The organism is Kordiimonas aestuarii (genome assembly GCF_025574465.1).
GTDB classification, from domain to species: Bacteria; Pseudomonadota; Alphaproteobacteria; order Sphingomonadales; family Kordiimonadaceae; genus Kordiimonas; species Kordiimonas aestuarii.
In genome coordinates, this window is sequence record NZ_JAOBPP010000006.1 from 1 (window position 1) to 12,931 (window position 12,931).

6 protein-coding genes are annotated in these 12,931 nt (G+C 56.6%); 5 read left to right on the forward strand and 1 reads right to left on the reverse strand.

Annotated elements, in window-relative coordinates; all coding sequences use genetic code 11:
* Positions 1-18 precede the first annotated feature (18 nt).
* The 3 genes from OEU85_RS00425 to OEU85_RS00435 all read left to right on the forward strand — a co-directional run bounded on the left by OEU85_RS00425 (position 19) and on the right by OEU85_RS00435 (position 6,043).
* Positions 19-2,415 carry a calcium-binding protein gene (locus tag OEU85_RS00425; RefSeq protein ID WP_262689455.1) on the forward strand — a complete coding sequence of 799 codons (2,397 nt, stop codon included), beginning with the start codon at positions 19-21 and terminating at the stop codon, positions 2,413-2,415.
* Positions 2,416-2,596: 181 nt separating this feature from the next.
* Positions 2,597-3,634, forward strand: a complete 1,038-nt coding sequence (locus OEU85_RS00430) for a glycosyltransferase (protein WP_262689456.1) — start codon at positions 2,597-2,599, stop codon at positions 3,632-3,634.
* Positions 3,635-3,643: 9 nt separating this feature from the next.
* Positions 3,644-6,043, forward strand: a complete 2,400-nt coding sequence (locus OEU85_RS00435) for a glycosyltransferase family protein (protein ID WP_262689457.1) — start codon at positions 3,644-3,646, stop codon at positions 6,041-6,043.
* On the opposite strand, the gene OEU85_RS00440 is transcribed toward OEU85_RS00435, so the two are convergent.
* Positions 6,040-7,527, reverse strand: a complete 1,488-nt coding sequence (locus tag OEU85_RS00440; RefSeq protein WP_262689459.1) for a glycosyltransferase — start codon at positions 7,525-7,527, stop codon at positions 6,040-6,042. The two genes, OEU85_RS00435 and OEU85_RS00440, sit on opposite strands and share 4 nt — an antisense overlap.
* 350 nt (positions 7,528-7,877) lie before the next feature.
* On the opposite strand from OEU85_RS00440, the gene OEU85_RS00445 reads away from it, so the two are divergent.
* Entirely contained in the window at positions 7,878-11,735 is a 3,858-nt protein-coding gene (locus OEU85_RS00445; RefSeq protein WP_262689460.1) for a rhamnosyltransferase WsaF family glycosyltransferase, read from the forward strand.
* 132 nt (positions 11,736-11,867) lie between these two features.
* A complete protein-coding gene (locus tag OEU85_RS00450; RefSeq protein ID WP_262689461.1) occupies positions 11,868-12,905 on the forward strand; it encodes a sulfotransferase in 1,038 nt (345 codons plus the stop codon).
* The last annotated feature ends 26 nt before the right edge of the window (positions 12,906-12,931 follow it).

The following is a 12,931-nucleotide window of genomic DNA, read 5'->3' on the forward strand; positions in this document are numbered from 1 at the left end:
GCTTTTAGGAGGAACACTATGGCTATTTACACACGTTTCGGTACGGAAAGTAACGATTCGATTTTCGGCACGGCGGATGACGATGTCACGTATGGTGCTGAAGGCAACGATCAGCTTTCTGGCGGTACAGGTAATGACTCGCTTTATGGCGAGGCAGGCAACGACACGCTGACAGGCGGCGCGAACGACGATGAACTGTCGGGCGGCGCAGGCGATGACAGCCTCGTTGGTGGCGACGGTAACGACAATGTTTCCGGCGGTGCGAACGATGATAAGGTATCTGGCAACGGCGGCGACGATACAGTCGACGGCGGCGCAGGTAACGACGAAGTTTATGGTGGTCCGGGCGACGACGTTCTGACGGGCGGCACGGGCGACGATACAGTTGACGGCGGTGACGGCGCGGATGACATTTCCGGCGGCAACGGCGACGACAGCCTTATCGGCGGTGAAGGCGATGACACGCTCTCGAGCGGCAATGCCAGCAGCGCTTCCGGCACAGAGACGATGGACGGCGGCAACGGCGATGACGTCTTCAACGATGGCACAGGCCAGGACGTTGTAGACGGCGGCCTTGGCGACGATACGTTTGTCATCGACGGTACTATCGACGAGACGACGGACCTGACGGTATCGGGCGGCACGGTCACGATTGACCTTGACGGCGACGGCAACGCTGACACGGTGACGAACGTTGAAGTGTTCCAGGCAGACAACGTAACGATCGACATGGGCTCGAACGACGACGTTAACTTCTCGATCTCGAACAGCCTCTCTGCAGTGGCTGGCGCTTCGGCGACGGGTTCGAACTACAATGACGACGTTCTGGTTTGGGACGCCTCAGCGGACGCGATTGTCACGACGGCGACCGCGGGTACCGAGTGGGGTATCACGGCGATCAATGGTACGGCAGTTGATTCAAACGGCGACACGGTTGCTGTTGACAACGGCACGATCACCGCGCTTGACACGGACAGCGATGGCAACATCGACAGCATCAGCTTCAAAGCCTCGACCGCGTTTGCGAACGAAAGCTCGAACGTTGATGATGAGTTCACGATCACGCTGACAGACGTTTCGAACGACGACGTTTCCATCTCGATGGACGTTACGACAACGGTTGTTGAAGACTATAACTACGATGCGGCTGAAACCGGTTCGACGATCACAGGCGACGCAGACAGCGAAGACTTTGACGGCGGCAACGGCGACGATCGCTTTGTTGGCAACAACGGCGACGACACCATGGACGGTGGTCTTGGTGACGACACGCTCAACGGCGGCAACGGTGCTGATTCGCTTAGCGGTGACGCAGGTGATGACGTTATCTGGGCTGGCGCAGGCAACGATGTTGTTGCAGGCGGCAACGGCGACGACACCATTGGTGGCGGTGCTGGTGACGACACGATCACCGGTGGTAACGGTTCGAACCTGATCTACGGCGGCACGGGCGATGACAGCATTGCTTCCGGCACGGGCGCGAACACCGATGGTGATTCGACTGTCTGGGCTGGTAACGGTGATGACACTGTTACGGGCGGCTACGGCGATGATGTTATCGGTGCTGGCAACGGCAACGACGACGTTGACGGCGGCGACGGCGACGACACGATCTATGGCGGCGGCGACAGCGGCACGGATGCTCTCCGTGGCGGCGACGGCGACGACCTGATCTTCGGCGGTGCCGGCATCGACACGCTTTCGGGCAACGCTGGTGACGACACTCTCTGGGGTGGCGACGGCAACGACTTTGCTTATGGCGCGGCCGGTGATGATCTTATCTGGGCTGGTGCAGGTGCCGACGTGGTTACCGGTCAGCTTGGTGACGACACCATCTGGGGCGGTGCAGGCAATGACACGCTGAACGGCAACGAAGGCGCGGACGTGATCAACGGCGGCGCTGGTGTTGACAGCGTGATGGGTGACGCAGGCAACGATACGCTTGACGGCGGTGCTGGTGACGACGTTGTGGCCGGTGGTGCCAACAATGACGTTGTTTCCGGTGGTGACGGCAACGATGACCTGTCTGGCGATGCTGGTAACGACACACTGAACGGCGATGCCGGTGACGATACGCTCACGGGTGGCGCAGGTAACGATGTGATGTATGGCGGTGCCGGTGACGACGAGTTCACCAGCGATGCTGGCAGCGACACGCTTGATGGCGGAGCCGGTGCAGATACGTTCATCTTCAGCGCGGGCCATGGCAACGACGTCATCAACGGCTTCAACGTTGATGAGGATACGCTTGACCTGACGGCGATCACCTCGATTACCGAACTGGACGACCTCGAGATGATCGATACGTCGCTCAACGGTACAAGTGGTGTGTTGCTGACCACCAGTGATGACGAATCGATCTTCGTGGCAGGCGTTACCTCCGCTGAGATCGTGGTGGCGATCGATATCGCATAAGCCATCTCGGTAATAAGCACCAAGAAAACTGGGGGAGCCAACCGGCTCCCCCTTTTTGTTTGACGTTGAAGGCCCCATGGTCGCAGGCGTCGTAAACCGTTGAAATCTTTCTGTTTGTATCGCGCCTGACAAGTTGATACTCATGAAACCTCAACCTTGGCGGAGGGAAGTGGGCTGTTTGGTGAATACTCGATACGATCATAAAGCTCTGGATTTCGATCCCCGCGTCGACGTTGCCTGTGCAGCAGCCACTTCGTGCGATGAGGTTGGGTTCGACACTATTTTGCAGGTCTATCACCACGACTGGCATGGCATCGCAAGTGCAAGTGCCGCCCTGCCCGGGCGCAAACTGCGCCTAGATGCCAACCTTCTTGACGAAGCCGCTTTTCAGGTTGTTCTCCGTTTTGTGGAGAGCGAAATGATCCGGGTCGTGTGTTTCCAGGGCTTCTCGGAAGCGGCAGAAGGCTTGTTGCGCTACCTCAAAACACACACCGGCGACGCCGTGCGCTTTTATGCTGTCAGCCATGTCACCTCCACCCAGTTTCAGGCTCCTTTTGAAATCCGGATGTTGGCCGCGCTTCGGCGCTGCCGCACAGAAGGTGTGCTGGCGGCGATCGGAAGCGTGAAACCTCACTTCCATGAGGTGATGCCCGAGACATGGCGGCCCACGCTCATTAACTTTTGCCCAAAGGCGGTTTCTAAGCTTGCGCCTGTGCCAGGCCGGGTTTTCATCCCTCTCGAAAATCATTGGCGCAAAGGGCTTTACACCAACCTCCTCGCGGCGCTGCGGGTAGAAGAAACCAGCGAAATCCGATGTGTCCATGAACCACGGCACCTTGAAGCGCTGGAAGACCTGCAGCGGGTGACGGTCACGGGGTTTCTGCCGCGCGCGGACATCAGGGAGGAAATGGCCAGAGCCGAGGTGGTAATGAATGTGTCGTTGGCGGAATGTCAGCCCATGACGCAATTGGAGGCGTATGCGCTTGGCAGGCCATGTTTGACCGGGCCGCTTGGGATCGGGGAGTTTGCAGATGATGCAATTACGAAGCTCTGCACGGTCGAACATACCGACACGCCCCACGGGATTATTGCGAAGCTGAAGGCGCTTTACGCTATTTGGCGGCGGGACCCGGATGCCATGCTGCAAATGACACAAGAGCATGTCATGCGGCGTAATACGCTGGCAGCGAGCCGGTACAACGAGTTTTTCAGTCTTTAGGGCATGCACATGGTTACGGTTTGTTTTGTCACTAACGAAATTTTCCCCCTCAACAAGGGCGGGATTGGCCGGCTGCTGTATAATATTGCCTGCGAAAATCACGCAAGTGCCTCGCCCGTTCATATTCATTTCCTGATGGTCTGGCAACCGGAGGACATACAGCGCGAAATACGTGCGGTGTTTGAAGGTCTTGCTGAAATCCATTTCTGTCCGCTGTCAGGCTTGAACCACGGTGGCTGGGTTGCGGAATTTGAGCGCAGCAACGAACTGCGCTGGCACTATGGCCACGCCTATCGTCATTCGCTAATGCTTTATGCCGCGCTTCGGCAATTTGAAGACAAGCTTGGCTACGGCTTCGATTATATTGAATTTCCGGATTTTGGCGGATGGGCGCTGGCAACCATGGAAGCCAAGGCAGCGGGGCTTGCGTTCGCTGACGGCCGTATTGCGGTCCGCCTGCACTCCACCGGGGGCATCGTGACGGCTCACCAGCCGTTTTATGAAAAAGTCGGGCACTGGACCGGCTGTATTGAGGACATGGAATATCTGTGCCTTGATAAGGCGGACCTTGTTGTCGGGCATTTGCCCAAAATTGCCGATTTCAACCAACGGCATTACGGCTTTTCTGACGCCTGGCGTTCCGCAGTTCATATTGAGTTACCGCCAATCAACCTGACCCCGGAAGAGGACGGCATTACTTTTGTGCGCCCGCAAGGTGACCGGGATTTTATTTTTTCGTCGCGCCTGCAGCCTTTCAAGCAGCCAGACCTCTTTATCAAGGCAGCGCTCTATTTCCTGCAGGAGACGCCATCATATCAGGGGCGCTTCAGGCTCATTTCCTACGGTTGGGACGATGATTATGTTGACTGGCTGGGAAGCCTTATCCCTGCCCACCGTCGCGACAGGATATTGATTGAAACTGACGTGAGCAGCAGTGATCGCCTTGCCGCTATCAGTGCCGGTATTGTCGTCATTCCGTCCAATTACGAAAGTCTTTGCCTGTTTGCTTTTGAGGCGTCGCAGCTTTCAGGGGCGGTTATTTTGAACGGCGAGTGCCTTGCCTTTACCGAGCGGGATCTATGGCAGGATGGCGTGAATTGTCTGCTGTTTGACGGCGGCGCCAGGGGGCTGGCGCAAACCATGCGCAAGGCGCTTGAGACACAAAGCCTGTCGCCAGTGACCTACGCCGCGACCACGCCCTACTGGCTGCTGCCGCCCAAGACAGGGCCGGAGAAAACGCCTGGTGATGCTACGCTATCCATCCTCGCCTTCGGTGCTGCGGACCTACCTTCGGCAGCGCAGCGGTGCGCCACGCTCGCCACGTTTGTCGGGGCAGGGCACAGGGCAACGATGCTGTTGCCTGATGCGTGGCAGGGGCAACTGACATTGCCGGATGGCGTGTCGGTTTACTGGTGCCCTGGGGACGATGTGTGGCCCGAGGACATGGCGGGTTTGCTGGAGGATATGACAGGGCTGGTTACCATCTGGCCGCAGGATACAGAGGTTGACCCCGCCTATATTGACCGCGCCGTGCGTGCCCTGAACGCCGACCCCGGACTTGTGGCCTATGGTTCGCACGCTGTCGTCCGCACAGGTGAGCGCCAGGCGGTGAGGGTATATAGCGGCGGCGCGGCAGCTGCGGCCGTGTTGTCATCTGATGTCCTGCCGCCGGGGGCCGTGCTGCGCACGGATGCGGTGCAGCGGCTTGTCGCGACGGGCCAGGCCTTGACCTCACCCGAGAAAGACCATTGGTACACGGTGCTGTGCCGACGCCTCGCGCTTGAGAGCGCCAAAATGGTGATAGAGCCAGCCACCTCAATTACCCTCGCTGGCAGCCAGCTTCGCGAGAAGGGTGACCCGGTCGTCGATAATGCTGTAATTGAACGATATATCAACGAGACGCAGGGCCGCAGGCTCCGGTATTTGCCTGGTTTGATGTTAAAGTCCCTGCCTGCCCTTCCGGTGACCAACACCCAGTTGGATCTCAGTCATGCGCTGCGCGGAGCGAAGCAGGTTTGCCCTGACGAGGGTATGCTGGACTGGCAGCCGGTTGCCTACCGCATGAAAGAGCGTGCCCTGCAGATACACCCCCTGGCCGATGCGCGGGTCGTGGCCGCGCTGCCGATATGCGCCGCCGATATGTTTAGCGGGGTGTCAGTGCGCTTGCGTCACTATGGCGAAGGCAACCCGGGGGTCGATTTTCGCCTGTTCTGCGGAGACGAGCCCGACTGGAGCAGCGCGGTCAGCCGCACCGACTGGCTAACTATCATGCCGGGCGAAGGTCGGGAGCTAACCCTTCACAGGGGTGACAACACGCATTTTGAGAGTGTCTTTATCGAAGCAAGACCAACAGACGGTGTCGATGTCAGCTATGCGTGGACATTTGTTGACCGGCTGTGGACCCACTAGCGCCGGACAGCGGCGATGATGTGAGACAGGTTATCGCAGAGCGCCCGCGCGGAATAGTCGCGTGCAGCCCTTTCCGCTGCTTTGGCACCCATCAGAGGCAGAGCCTTTGGCGCGCCTAGATATGGGGCGAGCTTATCGGGCCAGTCCTGCCAGCGCTCACACAGAATGCCGTCAATTCCGTCGTTGATAACCTGCCTGAAGCCCTGCGTATGACTGGCAATCGTGGGGACGCCAAACATGGCAGCTTCCAGCCACTTGATCGCGCTTTTGCAATCATTGAATGGCGACGAAGCTAGCGGTGCCAGGTTGATATCGGCCTCAGAGAGTGCAGCCCAGTAAGCCGTGCGGTCGCGGAAGGCAAGCGTTTCGACGCGGTCATCAAATGGTCGCAGGCAGGCGGGCAGGTCCATATGCCCTGCGAGGGCAAGATGAAGGGTGTCATGGTGCGCCAGAAGCGGGACAAGCGCCTCTTTGGCCATGTGGGCAAAGTCATCTTGGTGGGCTTTCGTGCCGCTGCCGTAAAACAGCACCAGCTTATTACCCTTATTGTGTTGTCGCATTGGAATGGCCTCGATCGCACGCTGGTGAGTGCCATCGAGGCCATTGGGGTGGACGAATACACGGTCATGACCCAGCACGCCTTTCATGGCGGCAGCGAGCGGTGCCGTCGAGGCAATGGCATGATCACAACCGGCCAGTGCTGCGGCGTAGGCCGGCGGCAAAATCTCAAGTTCGGCATATTCCTCGGCAGGGAAGGCGATGCCATAGTCACGGCGCGCGGACGGGAAGGCTTGCGCGTCGAATAGAAGGTCGTCGATCTCATATACCACGGGGATGCCGCGTGCTTTGGTGGCGGTTATCATCTCATGCAGCCGCGGTGTAAGCGGCAGGCGATACACGATCAGGATGTCAAAGTTGTCCATCGCGGCGATAAGGCGAGCATCGTCCGCAAGCTTGAAAAGCGCTACATCCACGCCAATAAGGCGGCATTGTTCCTGCTTCTGTTCAACCCTGTAGTGCAGGCACTGAGGCAATGAAAAGTCACCAACAATCGCAATGCGTCCGCCCGCCTTGCCTGCGGTTGGCGTAGCCGCCGGGGCGGCGTTTCCCACGGGAGGCAAGCTTGAAAGTGCGGCCTGCATGATGGCCAGTCCCTGCCGGCGTTTACCAGCCAGGGCGGCGGCAACCGCTTTTTCCTTTTCCGTGCCAAATCTGAGCCGACACATGTGGCGGTTGAGCATATCCAGCCAGTCGCTCTGGCGTAGCTGTGCAAGGTGCAGATCGACAGCATCAAGGCCGTCGTATAGCAGCGCGAGCTGTGCGATGTCCTCCTGTCCGGCGTCGCTGTAAGCGGACAGGAGTGCCTGTGCCTTGTCATATCCGCCGGGCTGAAAGGCTGCGTCAGGCAGATCAAAGAGGTATGGCTTGTTTTTGTCCGTCCGGGTTAGTCGGCCGCAAAGGTGACCGTCGAGATAAAGTGACACCCAAAGCGGGCCAAAAACTACAACGGCGAAGACGTTTTTGCCCGTCGTCGGGGTTCCTGTATTTAGTGTGATAATACCCTCTTTGGTGGTGAGGGGGTGGTCCAGGTCATAAGGTATTGCCAGCTGTCCATAAAAAACGGGAATTTTCTTTGGAAAAAAGCTATGGAGAGGCATAGAAAGACCCTGATTGAACGTAATGATGGGCGCGACTGTAATTGGTAATCTGATGTAAATCCAATTTTGGGTGATGACCGATGTTATGCCAGGGTCAATTATATGGCCCCATAAGTTTATTTGAGCAAAGATTTGATGCGTGTCGCTGATCGACACTGCCGCAGAAAGTGGGATTTATGACCGCCGTAAAACGCAGGGATGACGAGAAACTCGCGACACGACTTCTTGAAACAGGGCTTATTTGGGAAGAGTGGTATGGCCGGACATATGCGATGGAGAAGACCAAGCCGTTTGACCTTGCATTGCATTTTGTCAGCCATGGCGCACAAGCGGGCAATCGCCCAAACCCTTTGTTTAACCCGGCCCATTATGCCGAACAAACCGGCATCTCGGACCCGGTGGAGGCCGTGCTTCACTTTGCTGAAAAAGGCTGGAAACTGGGTTTTAATCCGTCAAAAAGTTTTCTGGTAGAGCCGTATCTGGAAGCCTATCCAGATATCGCTGAAAGTGGTGTCAATCCCTTGCTGCATTACCTGCGCTATGGTCGTGTGGAGGGACGCCGGTCATTTTCACTGACCGTTGAGAGTGTCTGGCGTTTTACGGCGCTGGAAATGGCATTGCCAGCCGATGAGGAAATCAGTCGCAGCCTGCGGGCAGTAGCATCAAAGATTGAAAAGTCGAAGCTGTTCGACCAATCATTTTACATTGCCGAATACGGTTTGTTACTTGATGCGCGGGCGATCACGCAGCCTGCCCTGCATTATGCGGTCGTTGGCGAACGATTGGGCCTCAGGCCCAACCCGTATTTCGACGTGGATTATTATGCGAAGCACGCCAAGGTGCGAGGACGCAAGAACCTGCTTTTGCATTATCTCGATAAGGGCTGGAAACGTGGGCTGTCTCCGTCGGAAGGCTTCGATGGGAACGCATATTTGAAGGCTTTCTCCTCAGTAATGCCTAACGCCGTTTGCCCCCTGATGCATTATCTGACGACCGGCCACGCACGTGGATATCCGCGTATTCCGGTGAAGCTTAGCGCACCCGCTGGCAGCGCGGCTGAGGAAAAAGCGCTTTTTGACGAGATGATCGCGGTGGCGGCGACCGGCCTTTTTGACTCCGAATGGTACATGAAGGTTTATGAGGATCTCAAAGAGCATTCGATTTCTTCAATTGAACACTTTGTTCGTTATGGTCTGGCAGAAGGGCGGGGCCCTAACGCTCACTTTGATGTAAGCTGGTATCGCACCTGTTATGGCCAGCAAATTGGTGATGAGAATCCGGTCGTATATTATGCTCGTGAGGGATACAAAAACGGCCAGTGGCCTGCCGGTAATTTTTCCCCAGAATTGTACTTCCTGATCAATCGGGATCTTCGCGAAGGCAAAGTGGATGCCTTGCGACATTTTATCCAGCACGCCCGTACGAGGCCGCGCCGCTGGCCCAACCCGGACCAGTTGGATGAGCGCGGCAGAGCCTACCTGGCCCTAAGTGTCGAGGAGCGTAATGAGCAGGTGGAGGCCGTCGCGCGGTCAGGTTTGTTCGATGCCCAGTGGTATGCAAAAGAATATGGCTATGAGTTGACCTATGGTGCCGATTATATCGAGCACTATCTCATTTATGGCGGGGCGTTTGGTTATCGGCCAAACCGGTATTTTGATATCGATTGGTATGTCAGCTTTTATCAGGATGCGATGGACGAGCGGCATCCGCTGGTCTTTTTTGCTGAAACCGGCTGGCGGCTGGACCATTCCCCGGGTGACGAGTTTGATGAAACCGCATACCGGGAATTGCATAAGGACCTTGCGGACCTTCAATCCAGCATGCTTGCGCACTATCTGCACGTAGGCCGGATGGAGGGCCGGGAACTGCCCGAGCCATCCTGGCGCAAGAAACCGCTCGAACGTGGCTTTAAAGCAGCAAATGGCGATAATTATATCGCACCGGTTATGCAGAGCATGACAGCGTTTGATCGTGCAGAACTTGCCCCCCAAATGGCGGTCTTCAACCAGGCCAACATGGACATCCATTGGGTGATGCCTGATTTCTCCGCTGGCGGCGGTGGGCACATGACCATTTTCCGCATGATCAGCTTTCTTGAGCGGCAGGGCCACCGCCTGACCATCTGGATACACGAACCGAGTCAGCACAAGTCGCCGGAACAAGCGCTCGAGACAATTCACAAGCATTTTCAATTTGTGCGGGCCGATGTGCGCTTTATCGACAGCAACTTTTCCGAAAATGCGTCCGGCGATGCTCTGGTGGCGACGGATTGCTGGTCGGTCTGGCCGGTGATGTCAGCGACCAATTTTCTGGCGCGGTTTTATTTTGTACAGGATTTCGAGCCGTCGTTTCACCCCATGGGCGGCAAGCTGCTTGCTGCAGAACTGACCTACAAGCAGGACCTGCACTGTATTTGCGCAAGCCCGTGGCTGGCGAAAAAACTTCACGAGGATTATGGCCGGGATACCAGCTATTTCTATCTCGCCGCGGATCAGCAGATTTACCACCCGGCCGATGATAAGCGCGATGGGCGAGAGGCAACGGAGCGTACACCCCGTATCGCCTTTTATTCGCGCATCGCCACTGACCGGCGCGCGGTAGAGTTGGGCCTTCTGGGGCTTGAGCTGTTGGCGCGACAGGGGGTGGATTTTCATGTCGACTTTTTTGGCAATGACATGCCATTTGCCGACGCGCCATTTTCCTATACAGATCACGGCGTTGCCTCGACAGATGAGCTTGCTGCGCTTTTTCAGGCCACTGATATTGGTGTGGTTTTCTCTGCGACCAACTATTCACTTGTGCCGCAGGAAATGATGGCGTGCGGGTTGCCTATCGTTGAGCTTGATGGCGAGAATACGCGCGCGATCTATCCCGAAGATATTGTGACATGGGCTGAGCCTGATCCCTGGAAGGTTGCTGACGCTGTCAAGGCGTTGCTCAGTGACAGGAAAAGGGCGGCAACTCAAGCCTCCGCGGCGCTGGAATGGGTGTCGGCGTTCTCTTGGGCTCAAGCCGGGGAAGTTGTGGAGCAATCCCTGAAAAAGGTGGCTGCGGCGGCCGCGACGGCGAGGGCAGTGCCCGTTGAGGCCGAGCCTGTCAGTACCGAGGGTTTTAAAGCCTCCGTGGTCATCCCTACCTATAACGCCGGCGCACAGTTTGAACGCGTGCTGGACGCCATTCTTTCGCAACACGCGCCGTGGCCGTTTGAAGTGTTGGTGATCGACAGCGGGTCAACGGATGGCACGCTAGATATTGTCAAGGCGCGCCCTGATGTGCGGTTGCATGAAATTGACAAGCGCGATTTCAATCATGGGGACACCCGAAACCTGGGTGCCAGCCTCACCAGCGGCGATTACATCGCTTTTGTAACCCATGACGCGCTGCCAGCCAACCGCGCGTGGCTTTTCAACCTTGTGGAAGCCATCGAGGCCGAGCCAAAAGCGGCCGGTGCGTTCGGGCGGCATTTTGCCTACCCGGAAGCCTCGCCGTTTACCAAGCGTGACCTTGATGCACATTTTACAAACTTCCAGAACAACCCGCTTCTGGTATCCCGCAAGACCAATGTTGCCCGCTATAAAGCCGGGGACGAGGGATGGCGGCAGTTCTTGCACTTCTATAGCGACAACAACAGTTGTTTCCGGCGTAGTATCTGGGAGAAAATTCCCTATCGGCGGGTGGAGTTCGGTGAGGACCAGCTATGGGCGCACGACATCATCGAAGCAGGCTACGCGAAACTGTATGCCGCGCAGGCGGTGGTCTATCACAGCCATGACTATGATGAAGCCGAAACGGAGGAACGTAGCGCAATTGAAGCCAGTTTTTTCAGGCATTTCTTTGGTTACCAGCTTGTGAGCAGTGAAAATGAGCTGTCGCACCACCTTGAAGGCCTCAACGCCCACGATGAACACTGGGGCGAACAGCATCGTGTGTCAAAGGCCGAGATCGAGGAACGCAAGAAATTGAACGCCGCCCGGCTGCAGGGGTACCTGCGCGGTACAACGGCGGACACCAGCGAAATTTTTGCCGACACCTAAGTGTAGTTTGGTGCATGTCGGGTGAATATCTATTTGCCACGCCTTGTGCGCGCGGGCTATATGGTGTTCGCACGTAAGTTGCGAAATAAGGACCTCTGCAAAAGGGGCGCGTCGTAGGGACCGGAGCGTTAGGTGGCAGTTAAACTATATCTCCATATCGGTTATCCGAAATGTGGCAGTACAACCATACAGGAGGCACTCCATATCAATCGGATGGCACTCCGGAAGTTGGGGTATGGTGTGTGCGACGGTGATCTTGACCTGATGAATGCCAAATCTAGTCATGAGTTCCCCGTGGGCTTTTTTCGTAAACAGTATGACGCGGTGCGGGCGGGTAAAGCGGTCGACCTGGAACCGGCGTTCGCCAAGCTTGCCAAATCCGCGTCCCGCGAAAAGCTGAAAGCCGTTGTTATCTCCGCGGAAAACCTGGGGGCAGCATGGGCACCGTCCGCCCTTGCCTGTGCACAGCAATATTTTGACTGCAAGTTTATCTCCTATTTCCGCAGGCAGGACGACTGGCTGGTGTCAAGCTGGGCCCAGTGGCAGTTTAAAAGCGGCGAAAGTCTGCAAGCTTACCTTACCCGCCGTATGAGGTCTGCGCAAAGAGGTGTCTACAAAAACGCGCTGGCGGCTTATCTTGCTGAATTTCCGCGCGAGAAGATTTCGCTGCGATTTCTTTCGCGGGCGCATCTCAAGGATGGTGACCTCGCAACCGATTTCTGGCGGGAGATAGGGCTGTCTCAGCCGGATCTGCAGCCCGTGCAATCCAAGAATATCTCTTTTAGTGCACCACTTGCCACCGTGCTCAAGGAAAGCCCCTATCTTTTCAGGGACGCCCACGACAATAAGCTGACATCCTTCATCGATGCGCATCACCAATATCGCGGCAAGGTTAAAAAAGACCCGCTGACAGTGGCTCAGCGCCGTGAGATTCTTGAGAAATTTCAAGCGGAAAACCGCTGGATCGAAGAAACGTTTTTTACTGAGGGTGAGCTGGGTAACTGGCGCGCGCTGCCCGAGACTGACGGCGCCCAGGATGCGCCGCAAATTCACAACAAAGATAGTAGCAACCTCCGGGGTTTAAGCGAAGCGCTGAATTTAAATCTGGCGGTGCTCAGGAGTCTTCGGGAAGACGTGGATAAAATCAAGCGGTCTCTGGGGTTGAAGTGAAAGATACCAGGCAGATAATTGCCGGG